General features: G+C 57.6%; 15 protein-coding genes. 14 read left to right on the top strand and 1 reads right to left on the bottom strand.

The annotated features are described in order from the left end of the window. The first annotated feature begins 147 nt into the window (after positions 1-147). Genes TSA1_RS27365 through TSA1_RS27345 form a run of 5 tightly spaced genes read left to right on the top strand, consistent with a single transcriptional unit; the run spans position 148 to position 7,524 of the window. Positions 148-1,755 (top strand): acyl-CoA carboxylase subunit beta, encoded by a 1,608-nt coding sequence (locus TSA1_RS27365; RefSeq protein WP_100179056.1) that lies wholly within the window; start codon positions 148-150, stop codon positions 1,753-1,755. A 5-nt stretch (positions 1,756-1,760) separates the two neighbouring features. Continuing rightward, positions 1,761-3,764 carry an acetyl/propionyl/methylcrotonyl-CoA carboxylase subunit alpha gene (locus TSA1_RS27360; protein WP_100181360.1) on the top strand — a complete coding sequence of 668 codons (2,004 nt, stop codon included), beginning with the start codon at positions 1,761-1,763 and terminating at the stop codon, positions 3,762-3,764. Then, on the top strand, positions 3,761-4,708 hold the full coding sequence (locus TSA1_RS27355; protein WP_100179055.1) for a hydroxymethylglutaryl-CoA lyase: 948 nt from the start codon (positions 3,761-3,763) through the stop codon (positions 4,706-4,708). Before TSA1_RS27360 ends, TSA1_RS27355 begins: the two co-directional genes overlap by 4 nt. Positions 4,709-4,759: 51 nt before the next feature. After that, the gene (locus TSA1_RS27350) at positions 4,760-5,560 is read left to right on the top strand and encodes an enoyl-CoA hydratase/isomerase family protein (RefSeq protein ID WP_100179054.1); all 801 of its coding nucleotides are present in this window, start codon (positions 4,760-4,762) and stop codon (positions 5,558-5,560) included. Between the two features lie 8 nt (positions 5,561-5,568). Further along, entirely contained in the window at positions 5,569-7,524 is a 1,956-nt protein-coding gene (locus TSA1_RS27345) for an FAD-dependent oxidoreductase (RefSeq protein ID WP_100179053.1), read from the top strand. Between the two features lie 50 nt (positions 7,525-7,574). Here TSA1_RS27345 and TSA1_RS27340 read toward each other — a convergent pair whose 3' ends face one another. Further along, entirely contained in the window at positions 7,575-8,735 is a 1,161-nt protein-coding gene (locus TSA1_RS27340) for an acyl-CoA dehydrogenase family protein (RefSeq protein WP_100179052.1), read from the bottom strand. Positions 8,736-8,895: 160 nt separating this feature from the next. Between TSA1_RS27340 and TSA1_RS27335 the strand changes: the two genes are divergently transcribed. The 9 genes from TSA1_RS27335 (at position 8,896) to TSA1_RS27295 (ending at position 18,437) form a co-directional block, all read left to right on the top strand. Next, positions 8,896-9,705, top strand: coding sequence for an enoyl-CoA hydratase/isomerase family protein (locus TSA1_RS27335; RefSeq protein WP_100179051.1), 810 nt, complete (start codon positions 8,896-8,898; stop codon positions 9,703-9,705). A gap of 17 nt (positions 9,706-9,722) precedes the next feature. After that, the gene (locus tag TSA1_RS27330; protein WP_161497264.1) at positions 9,723-11,300 is read left to right on the top strand and encodes a class I adenylate-forming enzyme family protein; all 1,578 of its coding nucleotides are present in this window, start codon (positions 9,723-9,725) and stop codon (positions 11,298-11,300) included. A gap of 35 nt (positions 11,301-11,335) precedes the next feature. Beyond that, positions 11,336-12,556, top strand: coding sequence for an AMP-binding protein (locus tag TSA1_RS27325; protein ID WP_100179049.1), 1,221 nt, complete (start codon positions 11,336-11,338; stop codon positions 12,554-12,556). After that, positions 12,556-13,344: an ABC transporter ATP-binding protein gene (locus tag TSA1_RS27320; RefSeq protein ID WP_100179048.1), complete on the top strand. Its 789-nt coding sequence runs from the start codon at positions 12,556-12,558 to the stop codon at positions 13,342-13,344. Before TSA1_RS27325 ends, TSA1_RS27320 begins: the two co-directional genes overlap by 1 nt. Positions 13,345-13,348: 4 nt before the next feature. Further along, positions 13,349-14,242, top strand: a complete 894-nt coding sequence (locus TSA1_RS27315) for a branched-chain amino acid ABC transporter permease (RefSeq protein WP_100179047.1) — start codon at positions 13,349-13,351, stop codon at positions 14,240-14,242. Positions 14,243-14,257: 15 nt separating this feature from the next. Continuing rightward, entirely contained in the window at positions 14,258-15,334 is a 1,077-nt protein-coding gene (locus TSA1_RS27310; RefSeq protein WP_100179046.1) for a branched-chain amino acid ABC transporter permease, read from the top strand. Between the two features lie 36 nt (positions 15,335-15,370). Beyond that, a complete protein-coding gene (locus TSA1_RS27305) occupies positions 15,371-16,693 on the top strand; it encodes an ABC transporter substrate-binding protein (RefSeq protein ID WP_100179045.1) in 1,323 nt (440 codons plus the stop codon). Further along, complete coding sequence (locus TSA1_RS27300) at positions 16,644-17,507, top strand: ABC transporter ATP-binding protein (RefSeq protein WP_100179044.1); 864 nt, start codon at positions 16,644-16,646, stop codon at positions 17,505-17,507. The genes TSA1_RS27305 and TSA1_RS27300 overlap by 50 nt, the downstream gene beginning before the upstream one ends. Before the next feature lie 204 nt (positions 17,508-17,711). Continuing rightward, positions 17,712-18,437 (top strand): SDR family NAD(P)-dependent oxidoreductase, encoded by a 726-nt coding sequence (locus TSA1_RS27295; protein ID WP_245448589.1) that lies wholly within the window; start codon positions 17,712-17,714, stop codon positions 18,435-18,437. Positions 18,438-18,495 lie beyond the last annotated feature (58 nt).

Here is an 18,495-nt window from a genome sequence, read left to right as displayed (position 1 = left end):
TCTCCCCAGCGAACCACAAGAGATCGTCGATCCTACCCGTCGTGGGTGAGCCTAGGTGGGGCGCAATCCAAGCTGCGCAGACTTGACGTCGTGGCAGACTAACTAATATACGGTAGGTAACTGGCGAGATGGATTTGGGTTGGGAACATGGCGGTTATCGGATCAAAGGCGACCATCGGATCAGCTGCCTACCAGAAAAACGCGGAGAACTACCGCTTGCTCCTTGCAGATCTTCGTGAGCGACGACGCCGGGCGCGCCATGGAGGTGACGACAAGGCTCGAAAGAGGCATGAGGCTGCGGGAAAGTTGTTGCCTAGGGATCGGGTAAACAGCTTGCTCGATCCGGGTTCGCCATTTCTGGAACTGGCCACGCTTGCGGGTGACGGGCTCTACGATCAGTTGCCGCCTGGTGCTGGTATCGTAACTGGCATCGGTAGGGTAAGTGGGCGCGTTTGCATGATCATTGCGAACGAAGCCACGGTAAAGGGTGGCACCTACTATCGGTTGACCGCAAAAAAGCATGTTCGAGCTCAGAAGATCGCATGGGAGCACCGCCTCCCAAACCTCACGCTAGTTGATTCCGGTGGCGCGTTCCTTCCCGAGCAAGCAGGGATTTTCCCCGACGAAGGTCAATACGGAAGCGTCTTTCATCAGATCGTGCGCCAATCAGCCGAGGGGATTGCGCAGCTGGCTGTTGTTCATGGAGCCTGTACGGCAGGCGGCGCCTACGTGCCGGCGCTTTCTGACCAGACAATCATCGTCCGCAACCAGGGATACGTTCATCTGGGTGGCCCCGAAATTGTGTTCGCTGCGACCGGAGAGGTCGTCGAGCGCGAGGCATTGGGAGGGGCTGAGATGCATAGCAAAGTCAGCGGCGTCACAGACTACCTGGCGCACAATGACAAGCATGCCCTGCTCATCTTGCGCGAACTGGTCGGTGATCTACCGAAGACATCGCAATACATTCGCCCACCACAAGCCGCAGTTTGCCCGCGCTACCCCGCCGAAGAGTTGTACGGACTCATAAGCGCGGATACGCGCGTCCAATCCGATACGCGCGAGATCCTTGCGCGTATCGTCGATGACAGCAGATTCGACGAATTCAAGCCGAATTTCGGGGAGACGTTGCTCTGTGGCTTTGCGCATATCGAGGGTTTTCCCATCGGAATACTGGCCAACCAAGGCCCGTTGATGTCCGACAGCTCGATCAAGGCTGTCCACTTCATTGATCTATGCTGCAAGCGAGAGATACCGCTGCTGTTTGCTGCGGACGTCACAGGCTACATGGTCGGTAGAGAGGCTGAGCAGCGCGGCATCTCCAAGGATGGCGCCAAGATGATAACGGCAATGTCTTCCGCGAACGTACCGAAATACAACCTTATCATCGGGTCGTCCTACGGCGCAGGTTATATGGGAATGTGTAGTCGGCCATTTCAGCCGCGCTTTTCTTTCGGCTGGCCTAATGGTCGCGCGGCCTTGATGGGGCCAGAGCAGGCGGCTACCACCCTTGCGATGGTGCAGCGAGCCAAGCGTCAGCGAGACGGCATGGAATGGTCGCATGACGCAGAGGAGCGATTCAAGCAGCCGATCCGCGAGCAATTCAGTGCTTTCGCGTCAATGAACAACTTTGCGGCCAATCTCTGGATCGACGACATCATCGATCCGGCGGAGACGCGGCAAGTGTTGGGGCTGGCGCTGGATCTTGCGGCTCGGGTGCCCATTGAGGAAACACGGCAAGGCGTGCTGCGGATGTAATGACCATGGTTCAGGCACTGAAGAAGATACTGATTGCAAATCGGGGCGAAATCGCCTGTCGAATTCACCGGACGGCTACGCGCCTGGGAATTCCGTCGGCCACGGTACATTCAGTTGTCGACCGGGAGGCGCTGCACGTGCGCCAGATCGGAGAGTCCATCGAAGTCGGGGGTGCCGAGGCTGCCGATAGCTACCTTAACATCGATGCGATCATCGCAGCGGCCAAGAGGGTTGCTGCGACAGCGGTCCATCCAGGGATCGGCTTTCTCTCGGAGAATGCTGACTTCGCGGCGGCAGTCGAGGCGGCCGGACTGACTTTCATCGGGCCCCGTGCCGAGACCATGCGACGGTTTGCTGATAAGTGGGATGCAAAGCGTGAAGCGATAGCCGCGGGCATACCGGTCATCGGAGGGAGCACCGGCATTTTCGGCAACCCATCGGACGTCGAGAAAGCCGTTCGCGATTCTAGGCTGCCGGTGCTGCTGAAGGCTGCCGCGGGCGGAGGCGGTCGAGGTGTTCGCGTCGTGTCGAGCCTTGTTGGTCTGAGAGAGACGATCGAGTCGGCGATGCGCGAAGCCCACTCGTCGTTTGGACGGCCTGACATGCTCATTGAGCAATTCGTCGATAAGCCGCGCCACATCGAGATCCAGGTTGCGGGCGACGGCGAGGGGCAGGTAATCCACTTGTATGAGCGTGAGTGTTCGCTACAGCGCCGTTTTCAGAAAGTCGTTGAGGAAGCGCCTTCATCGGCCCTCCATCCGGCTCTTCGCCAACGTCTCTTGGAGGCAGCGATCCGACTGGCGCAACGCGTGTCGTATCGCAGCCTTGGGACCATGGAGTTTCTGGTCTCGGACGACGAGTTTTTCTTTCTCGAGTGCAACCCGCGGCTCCAGGTCGAGCACACCGTCACGGAGGAAATAACAGGGCTCGATCTGGTCGAAGTCCAGCTCAGCATCGCGGCCAATGGAAAACTACCAGTTCAGCAGCACGATGTACGCGCGGTCGGGCATTCGATCCAGGCACGAATCTATGCTGAAGATCCGCAGGCTGGTTTCCTCCCGTCGACTGGTCGGATAGACGCAATTGCTCTGCCCCAAGCTGCCGTTCGCATCGATATCGGGGTCGACGCCGGTTCTACTGTGACTCCCTATTACGATGCGATGATCGCAAAAGTGATAGTAAGGGCGTCGACGCGAGACGATGCATTGCAACAATTGAAGGCAGCGGTCGATGCCACGCTGGTGTCCGGAGTTCAGACGAATCTCGGATTCTTATCCCGGCTACTGAGTAATCCGACCGTCATAAGCAACGGCGTGGATAATCGCTTCATTGATCGCGAACTTCAGTTCTTGGTGAGCGAGGCGGAGCCTCCGTCTGAGGTCGTGGCAATCGCAGCAAAAGTCTGGCTGGAATTGAATTATCCCCGGATTGAAGGCGATCTTTGGAGTGGTCACGCCGCTTGGCGACTGCGCGACGACAATGATCATCCGGCGAAGCAAGCCTCCTTCTTCCTTCTCTCGAGCGGCCGACGCTATGGCATTCGTATCGGACTCGAAGACGGGGGAATCACCATGCTCGCGGTCGACGAGCAGGTGCATTCGTTTGCGTTCCGTGAGGTAGCTAGAGGTCGTTGTGTGGCCGCATTCCCGGATCGCACCATCACGACATCGTATTTGGCGCAGGATCAGCAGATTTGGATTTCATGCCCTCTTGGGCGGTTCTCGTTTTCCGCGGCGCCGTTCCTGACGGATGCAGGAGGCGGTGAGCAGGTCAGTGGAAAGCTTTCCGCCCCCATGATCGGCAAGATCATCAAGGTGAACGTCGCGGTAGGGGACTTCGTGAAGGAACACGACACGCTCATCGTCCAGGAGTCCATGAAAATGGAGCTCAGTATCAACGCGCCATACGACGGCCAAGTGATGTCAGTTGACTGCGCATTAGGCGACCTTGTCGAGAGAAACTCTGTCGTAGTGACCCTTGAACAGAACCAAGGTGGTGTGAGCCGATGAACGATTTCCCATCTTCAGTCGAATTTCACGAGGAAGGCCCGCGAGAGGGCTTTCAAATGGAAAAGACGCACTATCCGCTGCAGCAACGCAAGATTTTGATCGAGATGCTGGCCGAAGCGGGATTGCGGCAAATTCAGGTCGGCTCCTTTGTCAGCCCCAAAGCCGTTCCGACGATGTCCGACACAGCTGAACTCTTCGCGGCGATCGATAAGAAGGCGAGCACGCGGTATACCTCTCTATGGCTTAACGAGGCGGGTTTCAGGCGGGCAGTTGCGACGCCCGGTGTCACTCTGGATGGGAAGCTCTTGGTCTATACGACGGACGAGTTTTGCCTGAAGAACAATAACTGTACGGTGCAAGAGTTGCGGGAAAAGCAAAAAAAATGGATCGCGCTCTATGATAATGCCGGCGTTGCTCTTGAACAAGCCTACATCATAACTGCCTTTGGCTGCAATTACGAGGGAGATGTAGCCGTCAGCAAGGTCGTCGATGCGGTTCGGTTCTTGGAGGACTTGTGCGCTGCTTCCAAAAGGCCGCTTCCTCATATCTACCTTGCGGACACGGTGGGATGGGCCAATCCGGAAAGCATCAAGCGTCGGATCGCAGCCGTTCGCGATGCCGTACCCGCAGCGCGCATCGGGACGCATTTGCATGATACCCGCGGCCTGGGTGCCGCCAACGTCTATGCCGCCCTGCAGATGGGTGTAGACCTATTCGATAGTTCGGTCGCTGGTCTCGGCGGTTGCCCGTTTGCAAAGCACGCGAATTCTCACGGTGCTGGCAACATTTGCACTGAGGACATGGTCTTCATGTGCCACGAACTCGGCATTGAGACCGGAATAGACCTCGAGAAATTGGTCGAAGCAGCTCTCTATGCGGAGCGAATGATCGGGCGACCACTTGCCGGCAAGCTAATGCACGCCGGAATTCCGAAGAGAATGTGACAGTAGGGTCGGTTCTCGGATCCGAGGACGTCAACCAGAAAAGAGAGAATAATGACAAACCAGCCAGCAGTCTCTGAACCACCCGTCATCTTCACGAAACAAGATGGTATCGCCACGGTCAAGATCAACCGACCGAGGGCTCGCAATGCATTCAACGTCGAGACATCCGACACGCTTCTCCGGATCTGGCAAGAGATCGATGAATCTCCGGACGTGCGCTGTATCATCTTCACGTCTTCGGACTGCGGCACCTTCTGCGCCGGTATGGATCTGAAGGAGGCGGCACGACTCAAGGCTGAAACCGGCCGCGACATCCTGAGCTTCTACAAGGATCCAATGCAGGCTCGGATGCGTCGCGTCAAGGTACCGATCGTTGCCGCCATGACAGGTCATTTGGCCGCCGGGGGTATGATGCTTAGCCTCAACTGCGATATCCGGGTTGGGCTGAAGAACACGAAGATCGGTATCACCGAAACGAAGATCGGGCGTGGCTCCCCTTGGGGCATGCCATTGGTCTGGATGTTGCCGCAAGCGGTCCTCATGGAAATGACCATGACCGGCGATCTGTATCCAATCGAGCGCTTTCACGAGCTCGGGTTTATCAACTATCTAGAGGAAACGCCCGATAAAGTGCGGTCCCGTGCGACGAAAATTGCGGAATCGATCAGGGACAACGCACCACTGTCGGTGATTGCCGGAAAGCGAGCGATCCTCAACGCGATGAGCGTCGGATGCGACGCTGGCATGGAATCTGCGTTCCATATCTATCGTGAGGCGTACAGCAGTGAGGATGCCCAGGAAGGTCCTCGCGCGTTCGCTGAAGGGCGTAAGCCAGTCTGGAAAGGCCGCTAGGTGCGTCGATGTCGGAAGGGAGAGCAATAGGAGTTTCGGCCTTCTCTCCTGGTCGGCTTGGTACACTTGAGATCAAGAATCGGTTCGTCCTGGCGGCGACAAGTACCGAATTGGCCGACGATGCCGGCTTCGTTACCGATGAGATGATCGCATTTTATGCTGAGAGGGCGCGGGGCGGTGCCGGGCTCGTTATCGTGGAAGCGACCTACGTTCACCCTGCAGGCCGCCGCCTCCGCTTCAACAGCATGATCCACGATGACAACTACGTTCCGGGCCTACGAAGGCTTGCCTCGGCTATAGCCGACAATGGTGGCGTACCAGCTCTACAGCTCGCGCATGGCGGTCGTGAAAGTCGACGAGAGCTCACTGGCTATTCACCGATCGCGCCATCGTCGATACCCTCGCGACACACGTCTGTTGGTGCGCCCGATCATCCTCTTGCAATGACGAGGCAAGACATCGCCGAGGTGTCGTCGGGCTTTGTCGCGGCGGCGGGCCGGGCGCGCGAGGCCGGATTCAAGGCGATCGAGCTGCACGCCTGCCATGGTTATCTTCTAAGTCAATTTTTATCGCCGGACAGCAACCGTCGCATCGATGAATACGGCGGTTGCATCGAAAACCGGGTCCGGATCCTGTGCGACATCGTGCGGCGTATCAAGGCGGAGGTCGATCGTGGGTTTCCGGTGATTTGCAGGATAAACGCCAGTGACCGCGTCGAGGGGGGCCTGGATTTGTCCGAATCGGCGGAGATTGCGGTGGCGTTGCAGGCGTCGGGAGTGGATGCGATAAGCGTGTCGAATGGCATTCACGCATCGCGTCCCTATGCGATTGTCCCTCAAATGAGCGTAGAACGCGGCTGCTATGCCGCGGACAGCGCTCACATCAAGGCGCGCGTGAACGTGCCGGTCATGGTCGTTGGTCGGATCAATACGCCCGAAGTGGCTGAAGCGATGGTTAGGGACGGAAAGGCCGACTTTGTGTGCCTCAGCCGCGCCTTGATCGCAGATCCCTTCTTTCCGATCAAAGCCGAGCGCGGTCTTGTCCGAGATATCGTTCCCTGCATAGCATGCAATGAGTGCTTGGCCACCGTCCATGGTCATACGGGGGTGGCTTGCACCATGAACCCCAGAGCCAGCCGAGAGCTATGGTACGAACGAAACACGCTCAAGGCCTCGAAGTCGAAGACAATCGTCGTCATAGGAGGAGGCGTTGCAGGGATGGCGGCCGCAAGAACCGCCGCCAATCGCGGACACCGCGTTCATTTGATCGAACGTAGTGATCGGCTGGGTGGCCAGTTGTCGTTGGCTCATAAGCCTCCTCATCGCGAGGAACTTGAGAATGCATTGAACCACTTCAGGCATCTGATCCATCGCAGTTCAGTCATCGTTCATCTCGGACGGGAGTGGACGCTGGAGGAGGTGGCTGGCCTTCATCCGGATCACGTCATCATTGCGATAGGCGCCACCCCGCGCAAACCGGTGCTTCCGGGCCTCGACCTAGCTCGGGCCTATTTCGGCTGGCAGATCATCTCGGAGCAAATCGACCCAGGAAGGCGCAACGTTGTCGTCGGAGGCGGGCTGGTGGCGGTTGAGGTCGCGGACTTCCTTGCAACCCGCGGTCACCACGTCACGATCGTGGCTCGATCAGGCCTGCTGGGTAAGGCGGTGTGGGCCGATCGAGTGTACTTTACCGATCGGATCGAGATGCTCGGAGTTGATGTGCTAACTCATGCGCGCATCGTTGAAGTGGGTAAAGGATGGGCACGCGTCGAGGTCGAATCTCGGGAACGCAGGATTGACGATGTCGACAGCATCATCGTCTGTGCCGGCTACGAGCCCGAAAACCATTTAGCGAAAGACCTTCAAGGACTCGGATTGGATGTTCACATGGCCGGGGACGTTCAAGGATCAAGGAAACTATTTCAGGCCATCGAAGAGGGGACTTTGGTTGCGCTAGGGCTGTAACGAACTTCAAGCAAGAAGGAGGGTGCCTCACCGGGAGGCACCCGGTCGCGTCAATCCCAATACCAGACGTCATCAAAGCGTTTCGCGATCTCATCGAGCATGACTTCCGTGGCTCCGCCGCCGATCGCATGCAACCGAGCGTCGCGCACCATCCGCTCGATAACTCCGTCGCGAAGATATCCCATGCCGCCATGGAATTGCTGGCAATTGTACATGATCTCGTTGGTGATCTCCGGGCAGAGCGCCTTCACCATCGATACTTCGCGGATCGGCCTTTTACCCTCGTTGGCGAGGTGCGCCGCGTAGTACAGAAGCTGTTTGCCAGATTCGAGCTTTGCATGGAGCATGGCGAGGCGCTGCCGAATGGCCTGTTTGTCCATCAGGGTACCGCCGAATGCCCTGCGTTGACGCACATAGTCAATAGTGCGCTTTAGGACGACGGCCGCTTCCCCTGTGCACATTGCCCCCAATGTCAGGCGCTCACCCTGAAGGTTATGCATCAATGCATAGAATCCCTTGCCTTCCTCGCCTAGCAGATTGGAAGCCGGCACTCGCACATTCTCGAAGTTGAGCTCAGCCGTATCGCTACACCAGATGCCCATTTTCTCCAGCTTGCGACCGACCGTGAAGCCTGGAGTGCCTCTTTCGACAATGAAAACGCTGATCCCTTTGGAGCCCTTGGCATTGGGATCCGTGCGCGCGGCCACGAAGAACAGGTCACCATACGCCCCGTTCGTGATCCAGAACTTGCTTCCGTTTATTATCCAGTCGCTACCGTCTCGATGCGCCCTCGTGCGTATGCCCGAAACGTCCGAGCCCGCGTCGGGCTCGCTTATTGCGATGCCGCAGACCTTTCGGCCTGCGACGATGTCGCCGGCGTATCGACTGAGCTGGTCCTCCGTCCCGGCGTGCACAAGATGCGGAGAGGCCATGGCTACGTGTACCATCACCGCCACCGTTACGCCGCCATAAGTGGACCTGGCGAGCTCTTCCGCCAGCACGATCTGACCGAATACACCGAGGTCGGAGCCACCCCATTTTTCGGGATAGATAACTCCCAAGAAGCCGAGATCACCCATCTCGCGAAATAGTTCGCGGGGGATCATCTGATTGCGTTCCCACGCATCGCCATAAGGCACAACTCGCTCTTTCACGAAGCGGCGAACCTGTTTTCGAAATTCCTGAAGTTCTTCAGTAAAGTGGGGCACCATCCCCTTATCCTTTCAAGTCTTGGACGAGCTGACGTTTCTCTGGATTTTGACCGTTGGCGACCAACGGTCGCTCTTGCGGACCGTTGCGTCAAAGAAAAAACTACCGTATAGTCGTTAGAAATAAAACTGGGTTTGTGCCCATGGGGAGTGGAGACCGGTCATGACCGACGCCTATGCGAGCAAATACAAGCGCCTTCGGTTCGACTACCCGGCTCCAAGGGTTCTCAGGATCAGCATGGCGAACGGCAAGATGAACTCCGCTGATAGTGTCATGCATGCGGAGCTGGGTGCCATTTGGCGCGACGTGGATGCGGATCCCGAAGTGTCGGCCGCGATCATCACCGGGACCGGTGCGAATTTCTCAGCAGGCGGCGATTTCGAGATGGTCGCAGGGATCATAGACGACTTCGAAACGCGCGCGCGAAACTGGAAGGAAGCGCGCGATATTGTCTACAACGTCATCAACTGCTCAAAGCCTGTGATCAGCGCAATTCGAGGCCCCGCCGTTGGCGCGGGTCTTGTTTGCGGTCTGCTTGCGGACGTTTCCATCGCGTCCAGAACGGCACGCATCATCGATGGTCATACACGTCTGGGTGTTGCTGCCGGTGATCACGCGGCGATCGTCTGGCCGTTGCTTTGCGGCTTGGCCAAGGCAAAGTACTATCTGCTCCTGTGCGATCCTCTTTCCGGAGAAGAAGCCGAGAAAATTGGTCTCATTTCGCTTGCAGTCGAGGATAGTGAGCTGGATGCAAAGGCCGTCGAGATTGCAACGCGCCTTGCTGGCGGAGCGCAAAGCGCCATCCGCTGGACCAAGTACTCCCTCAATAATTGGCTTCGTCAGGCTGGCCCAACCTTCGATGCGTCACTCGCACTCGAATTCCTGGGTTTCACGGGGCCGGAAGCGAAGGAAGGGCTTGCCTCCTTCAGGGAGAAGCGAAGCCCGTCATTTCCGCCCTTTTCCCCTCTTTAAGCATGATGGAGAGCCTCATGAACAGCATGACCATCGACTCGATCTTCGCGTCTGCAGCGGAGCGATCTCCCCAGGCTCGGCATCTTCAGTTTCTCGACGGAAGCTCCGCGACCTACTCGGAGACATACGAACGAGCCCGCCGCATTGCGGGAGCTCTCTTCAGCGGGGGGGTGGGGAGGGGTGACAGAATCGTCTGTCTGATGGGAAATCGCCGGGAGCTGTACGAGTTCTTCATTGCGGCGAGCCTGCTTGGCGCGATCGCGGTGCCAATAAATACGCAAAGTACCGACTACGAGATTGGGCGCTTGATACGCGACTGCGGCGCGAGCGCTGGTATAGTCGAGGGTACGCGAATTGGCGTGTTGTCGGACGATGTCGCGGCGAGGCTGAAGTTCAAGATCGTGGTTGGATCGGATCAATCGGGATGGTCCTCCTACGACGGTCTGGTTGAGCGAGCGGATGCCATCGCCGCTCCGCTTAGTCGTCCAGAAGATCCGTGCCTCATCATTTATAGCTCTGGTACGACCGGTGAGCCGAAGGGAATCGTGCTCAAGCAGGAGTGTCTGGTGGAAAATGCCGCCAGAGTGATCGAGAGGATCAAATACAACGATCGCGATGTGTTTCTGACCTTGCTCCCGTCATTCCATCTCTTCGGCTACAGCTTCGACTTCATGTACAGCGCGATGGTGCGGGCATCGCTGGTCGTTTTGCCGAGCTTTGAGCCGCAGAGCGCCCTGGACACCGTCCAGCGGTTCCGCGTCTCGATCCTCAGTGGCGTTCCAACGATGTTCGCGCGAATGTTCGATGCAAAGGCGCTCGAGGGGCATGACGTTACAAGCGTTCGCATTCTCGATGTTGGTGGCGGACCAGTCAGTCCGTCGCTCAAGCGCCACTTGCGCTCGAAGGGCATTGAGGCTGTGGAGTGCTATGGCCAGACGGAAATCTCCACGGTCGCTGCGATTCAAATGCCTGGCGTCGATTGTCCTGAGGGATCGACTGGGCCGGTGCTGCGGGGGTTTGAGCTACGCGTCCTCGACCCCGACGGAAAAGAAGTGCCGGTCGGAGAGGCGGGCGAGCTGGTATTTAGGTCTCCAACCTTCATGCACGGATATTGGAACCAGCCGGAGTTGACGACGCGTACCCTCCATGGAGGCTGGTTATACACGGGTGATATCGGCCGAGTGGATTCCAATGGCAACGTCTACATAATGGATCGCGTCAAGGACATGATAGTTGCCAATGGCTTCAACGTCTTCCCGAAGGAGGTCGAGAACGCCATCAGCCTCCATCCTGCCGTGATGTCGGTCGCCGTGGTAGGGCTGCCGGATGAACTGCGCGGCGAGGACATTCACGCCTTTGTGGTCCTCCGTCCGGGGCACGTCGTTGACATGACTGCGATGGCAGAACACTGCGCTGCCCACCTCGCCAAGTACAAGCTTCCGCGTACATTCAGCTTCCTGGACGAGTTGCCACTGACCGCAAACGGCAAGATCCGGCGGTTCAAACTCCGAGAGATGGCTGCGGCAGACATTGAGAGTGGCCGAGCCGTCAGCACGAGAGCGTCCACCAAAAGGTCTGGCGAACAAGTCGCTTGATTCAGTTGTGTCCCAATCGCCGAGAAGTAGCGGCCATGGCATTTGCCTCAAGCTCCGACGGTCAAATCGCGTCGAAAAGCGTGCTACAGCTATTTGCAGATCACGCAATTCGGCTCGCAGATCGCATCTGCATGCGCGAGAAGAATCGGGGAATATGGCGGCAATGGACCTGGGGTGAGGTGTTCGCAAACGTTCGCGCGCTTGCGGTCGCGCTTCGCGAGTCTGGGATCAGGTCCGGCGATCGGGTGGGGATCATCGGCGAGAATCGACCTCGCCTGTATTGGGCGTTGTCGGCGGCGCAATGGCTTAGATGCGTGCCGATGCCGATGGCCGCAGACACGCCGGCTGATATGCTTGTGCGGCTTATTCTTGAACACGACATTTCTGTCGTGGTGGTGGACGGCAGCGGCCAATATGAGAAGCTCGCTCATGCAGCCGAGGCGGTTAGACCTGCACTCAAATACGTCATAGTCGACAACGTCGCTGACCTCGAAGTCGATGAGTCACTCACGGCAAAGTCGCTGGATGAGGTCATCCTCTCGGGGAAGCGGGACAATTCGACGTTGGGACAGGAGTTGGACCAGGAGCTACGATCACCACAGCAACGCGATTGCCTGGCCTATCTGCCGTTTCCCGACGTTACGCTTGGTTCGCCTCCCGCATCCTGGACGCGGACCGAGAGCGTCTGGGTCGTGCAAGCCGATGCGGTCGGAAAGTCGTTGGCGGACTCGAGAAACAACAAGATTAGCACGGCAGATGGCGCGGTTGCTTATCTGCCATTCGGCTGTTGGACCGATCTATACGGCTCGCATATCCTGCCTCTTTCAACGGGAATGACTGTCAATTTTCCCGAGGCCGCGGATACGGTGTCGGCAGATGTTCGCGAGATCGGTCCGACGATCCACTTCGTCCCTGATTGGTTGGTCCCGAAGTTGAGAGATGCGACGCTTGCGCGAGTCGGCGCCGCGGGTCGCGATCGACTTGTTCGGGCGCTAGATCGTTGTCGAGAGCGTAACATCTTATTGACCGTTGTTGCGCGCACGGTTCTGCTCTGGCCATTGCGAGACGTGCTGGGATTCTCGCGAGTGAGAGCCATGTTCATCGCGGGCGTACCAAGAGATGGGACTATTGAGTTTTTGGCTGCGCTGGGGATTAAGGCGGTATCCGCACCGGAGGCGGGGCCGCGGACGGCCGTAACGTCCGCGGTGTCGCCAGTCGTAGGTGCCAAAGTGACCGCGTCATCGGTGGTGCATTGATGCAGAACGCCATCCCTCCACTCCTCCAACTCAGAGGTATATCGCTTCGCTTTGGGGGAGTTGCAGCACTCGCCAATATTTCGTTCGATGTGCAGGAGCACGAGGTGCGTGCGATCATCGGGCCGAACGGCGCCGGCAAGAGCTCCATGCTCAATGTGATCAATGGCATCTACTGTCCGCAGGAAGGAGAGATTGTCTTCAACGGCGAAAAACGTACCCGCATGAGCACGCGGATGGCCGCGGCTGCGGGCTTCGCACGGACGTTTCAGAATATCGCTCTCTTTCAGGGAATGACGGTCCTGGAGAATGTTGTCGCGGGACGAAACCTGAAATTCAAGGCGAGCCTATTGGAGCAGGCAGTCTGGTTTGGGCGCGCTCGCCGAGAAGAGGCCGCTCAACGGGAGAAGGCCGAGGAAGTGATCGAGTTCATGGAGCTCGAGCGATACCGTAAGAAGGTAGTTTCGCAACTACCGTACGGACTGCAGAAACGCGTCGAGCTGGCGAGAGCCTTGGCTGCTGAGCCGCGGATCTTGCTCTTGGACGAGCCGATGGCCGGCATGAACGCCGAAGAGAAGCGGGAGATGTGCAGGTTTATCCTGAACAGCAATCGCCGAGACGGCACGACGATCATTCTCATCGAACACGACATGAGCGTCGTTATGGACATATCGGATCGAATCGTCGTGCTGGACTATGGCAGAAAGATCGCTGACGGGCAGCCTAAATGTGTTCGGGACAACGACGAAGTGATCCGGGCCTACCTCGGCCGAAGTGAGCGGGTGGGTTAAGCCAATGGCGTTCTTCGTGGAAGTTCTCGTCGGGGGCCTCCTTGCCGGCGTGATGTACGGTCTCGTGGCGCTAGGCTTCGTGTTGATCTACAAGGCATCCGGCGTCTTCAATTTCGCTCAGGGCGCGATGGTCTTCCTAGGGGCGCTGACCGCGACCGGGCTTGAGCAGCAAGGCGTTCCCTTGTGGCTCGCAATTGCCATGACCGCCATTTTTACCGTCGTTCTCGCTATCTTGATCGAGCGCCTAATTCTCAAGCCGCTATTGGCGCAGCCGCCAATATCGCTCTTCATGGCGACATTGGGGCTCGCGTTCGTGATCGAGGGCCTGGCGCAAGCCGTCTGGGGAAATAACGCGCGAGCACTCGATCTCGGTATCCCCGATGTTCCGCTCGAGTGGTTGCTAGACAGCACTGGGGTAGGAGTGTCGACCTTTGATCTTGTCGCGTCCATCATTGCGCTCGCCTTGATAGGGGTGCTCTCGGCGTTCTTCTCTCTGACGAAGACGGGGCGGGCGCTGCGTGCAGTGGCTGATGACACCAAGGCGGCACTGTCGGTCGGCATTCCGCTAGAGCGCGTTTTGATCATCGTTTGGAGCGCAGCGGGGCTGGTGGCGCTGGTCGCGGGTCTTCTTTGGGGAGCGCGCAACGGGGTCCAGTATTCACTCACACTTGTCGCATTGAAGGCATTTCCGGTTCTGATAATCGGCGGCTTCAGCTCTATACCGGGTGCCTTCGCCGGAGGCCTGATCATAGGCGCCTCGGAGAAGCTCGCAGACGTGTACATCGGACCGATGATCGGTGGCGGAATCGAAAGCTGGTTTCCTTACGTCCTTGCCTTGCTGTTTCTGCTTGTTCGGCCGGAAGGATTGTTCGGCGATCGCATCATTCGGCGCGTCTAACGAGGGGAATGGGACATGTTTTACCGGTTATCCGGCCAATTCAGGACCTCGTACTATGAGGACAACAGACTAATCGGCGAAAAGCTGGAGCGCACAGTATTCATCGCCACCATGTTGGTGGCGTCGATTGCTATTCCGCTAGTTGCCTCGCCCTACTTGCTGTCGGCGGTGCTAATTCCGTTTTTGATATTCTCGTTGGCGGCGCTTGGCTTGAACATCCTGACCGGCTTCGCAGGACAAGTGTCGTTCGGTTCCGCTGCGTTCATGGCGATCGGAGCATTCGCATCGTTCAATCTGCTGTTGCGGGTTCCAGCAATCCCCTCGTTGTTGGCGTTCTTGCTGGGTGGAATGTGCGCGTCGGCGATCGGGGTGCTCTTTGGCTTGCCGTCGCTTCGGATACGCGGTTTCTACCTGGCTGCTTCGACGCTCGCGACGCAGTTTTTCATCGTGTGGTGCCTCAGCAAGGTCGGCTGGTTCACCAACTACGCCGCATCTGGTGTGATTACGGTCCAGCATGTCGCACCACTCGGCTTCGCACTGGACAATCACGTCAGCAAATATCTGTTCGTGCTTGTGGTCGTCACGACGCTAACCGTCGTGGCGAGCAACTTAATGCGGTCGAACATAGGGCGATCCTGGATGTCCATCCGGGACATGGACGTTGCGGCAGAAGTCATTGGTATCAATCCGCTCTACGCCAAGCTCACCGCCTTTGCGGTGAGCGCGTTCTATTGCGGCATTGCGGGCGCGCTCTATTCATATGCTTACGTGTCGACTGTCGAACCGGATGGGTTCAGTCTCGATCTTTCGTTCAAGATCTTGTTCATGATCATCATTGGCGGCCTGGGAAGCATTCTGGGATCCTTCATCGGTGCAGCATTCATTGTGCTGCTTCCGATCTGGCTGAACGTATTCTTCAGTGCGATGGAGCACTTCAGCGGCCTTAAGGCCCCGTCTGGCATCACCTCGAACGTCGAACTCATCATATTCGGGGGGATAATAATCGTCTTCTTGGTGGTCGAGCCGCACGGCTTGGCCCGGCTGTGGCAACGCGCCAAGGAAAAGCTGCAGATCTGGCCTCTGTCGCACTGACGTCACAAGGGAATTAACAAAGTTGGGAGGAACATTATGAAGCACTTCTATAAGCTTGCGACGGTGCTGTTGAGCGCAAGCGCGCTATTAGCGGCTCCTGCCTGTGCCGATCAGCCCGAGCAGTACATTCCCGTTCTTTCGTACCGCGTCGGGCCATTTGCCGCGAATGGGGCAAGCATGTTCAGTGGCTTGATCGATTACCTCAACTTGACGAACGCGAAGGGAGGCATCAACGGCGTTCGGATCACGTTCGAGGAATGTGAAACCGAATACAATACGTCAAGGGGCGTCGAATGCTACGAGCGCTTGAAGGATCGCCAGGGAGGAGCATCCGTCATCGAGACCGGCTCGACCGGGATCGCCTATGCGCTTCTCGATCGTCTGCCGCAAGACAAGCTCCCGATGACCACCATGGGATATGGTCGGGCAGATGCAGCTGATGGGCGGGTGTTTCCGTGGGTCTTTCCGTTGATCTCGACGTATTGGAGTCAAGCTGCGGCGATGGTCGAGTATATGGCGCAGCAGTCCGGAGGTATGGATAGACTGAAGGGCAAGACTATCGTCGATCTCTACCACGACTCGGCCTATGGGAAGGAATCCTTCCCGGTGCTCGACCACTATGCCAAAGAGATTGGCTTCAATCTGATCAAGATAGCAATTCCGGCTCCTGGCATCGAACAGCAGGCGCAATGGCTTCAGATCAGACAAGCAAAACCGGACTACGTCATTTTGTGGGGATTTGGAGTGATGAACGCCGCTGCGATGAAGGCGGCCGCGCGGGTAGGCTACCCGCGCGAGAAGATGATTGGATCGTGGTGGGCTGGATCCGAGGTAGACACCGTTCCGGCTGGGGATGCCGCGAAAGGGTATCTGTCCATGACGTTCACGGCTCCCGGATCGTTCCCGGTGCTCGAGGATATCAAGGGGACGCTGTATGACCGTGGCAAAGGAAACTTGAGCGGTGATGCGAAGTTCGGAAGCGTCTCGCACGTTCGCGGGATTGTCATCGGAATTTTGATGACTGAGGCAATTCGCGCGGCTCAACAAAAATACGGGATTGGAAGGCCGGTCACTGCGGAACAGGTGCGTTGGGGATACGAGCATCTTGTCCTCGACGAAAAGCGCCTAGGGGAGATCGGTGCGCTCGGTTTGATTCCCCCGATGAAGACCAGCTGCGCGGACCACGAAGGATCGGGCGCGGCAATGGTGCAGGAGTGGGATGGAACGAACTTCATCCCGAAGTCGAAGGGGTGGGTCGCTGGCGATCGGGCCCTCGTCCGGAAGCTCGCCGAACAGTCGGCGGCTCAATATGCCGCAGACAAGAACATTACGCCGCGCGACTGTGGCAAGGAAGACTAGAGTGGACTATCTGAAACTCGACAACGTTCAGGTCGTCTACAACGGCATGATACTCGTATTGCGAGGGGTGTCGATGCGCGTGCCTTGCGGCAAGATCGTAACCTTGCTCGGTGCCAACGGCGCCGGCAAGACCACAACGTTGAAGGCCATTTCAAATCTCTTGGCTGCGGAACGCGGGGCCCTCAGCGGAGGTTCCATTCATTTCGAAGGACGGAGAGTCGACGACCTCGGTCCGGAGGCACTCGTCCGCTCTGGGCTTATTCAGGTGATGGAGGGACGGCGATGTTTCCCTCATTTGACGATCGAGGAGAATCTCTTGACCGGTGCGCACACCCGGTCGGCGCGGCGGAGCGAACTCAATGCAGGTCTCGAGAAGATATTCCACTATTTTCCGCGTCTCAAAGTCAAACGCCGCTTGAGCGCCGGCTATGCCTCGGGTGGAGAACAGCAGATGTGTGCCATCGGCCGCGCCTTGATGTCGAACCCTAGGATGGTCCTGCTCGATGAGCCATCGATGGGGCTTGCCCCTCAGATCGTGCAGGAGATCTTCGCAATCGTGAGAGATCTCAATCAGCGCGAGCGGGTGACCTTCCTCATCGCGGAACAGAATGCGACGCTAGCGCTCGACTGCGCCGATTTTGGCTACGTCATTGAGAATGGGCGAGTTGTGATGGATGGTACGGCTCAAACGCTGAAGGACAGCTCGGAGGTCAGGGAGTTCTATCTGGGTATCGGCTCGGGAGAACGCCGAAATTTCGCCGATCTCAGTAAGAGCCATCGCAGGAGAAGGCCGTTTCTTTCGGTGGAGGACTGAACAAGCGACGCAGACCGGAGCCGATCAGCGTCATTGTAACATGCAGGGGGAATGTTCGAGGGGGTTGCATTGTTTGGGCGCATCGCGGCCATAACATGGCCTGAAATGTCCTGCGCTGCGCTCTCGAATGTTACCCGCGCCAATTGTGTCCGAGTGACAGGAACTCAAATGCCTAAGTCTAGTGAATTAAGGACGGGTACCTTGGTGGTGACGGGCGGTAGCCGAGGTATTGGAGCTTCAATCGTCCGAGCGGCGCTTGATCGCGGCTTCCGGGTTGCGGCCCTTTCGCGTTCTGGAGAGCTTCCCTCCGGAGTGGAGAGTTACGCCGATCGCGTAACTGCAAGGGCGTGTGATCTCAATAACGAAGCGCACGTTAGGGAGTGCCTCGCTGCGCTCGATGCTCGCTTTGGGCAGATCAGGGGACTTGTCAACAATGCCGGTATTCATCGTGCGGGTGTAAGCTCGCGTATGAAATCTGATGAGTTCGATCTGCTTCTTCAAACGAACGCTGTCGCGTCATTCAAGGCCATGCGCGAGTGCTATCCATATCTAAAGCGCGATGGCGGCGTGATCATCAATATCGGTTCGATCTTTGAGACGCTCGGCGCAGCGCAGAATGCGTTTTACAGCGCATCGAAGGCGGCGCTGAGTGCCATGACGCGATCCCTCGCCAGCGAGTGGTCACGAGACAAAATTGCGCTGCTCAATGTTGCTCCTGGTTATGTCGCCACCGATATGAACAAGGAATATTTGGAGCGGCCCGAGGTGATAGATTACCTCAGGCGACAGACGCTGATTGCCCGACCGGCCTATGCGCAGGAAGTTGGGGAGCTCATTGCAGGTCTTCTCGATCTCGATCTCATGCTTTTGACCGGGCAAACGCTGCGGGCTGACGGCGGACATAGCGTTGCGCATGGGAATTGGAACTAAATCATTTGCCCGAAAAATCTAACGAACATACAGCAGAACTGTAAGGAGACGATCGGAC

It is taken from the genome of Bradyrhizobium nitroreducens, assembly GCF_002776695.1.
In the GTDB taxonomy this organism is placed as follows: domain Bacteria; phylum Pseudomonadota; class Alphaproteobacteria; order Rhizobiales; family Xanthobacteraceae; genus Bradyrhizobium; species Bradyrhizobium nitroreducens.
The sequence above is the reverse complement of the archived record's forward strand: the minus strand, read 5'-3'. Positions and strand labels throughout refer to the sequence as shown.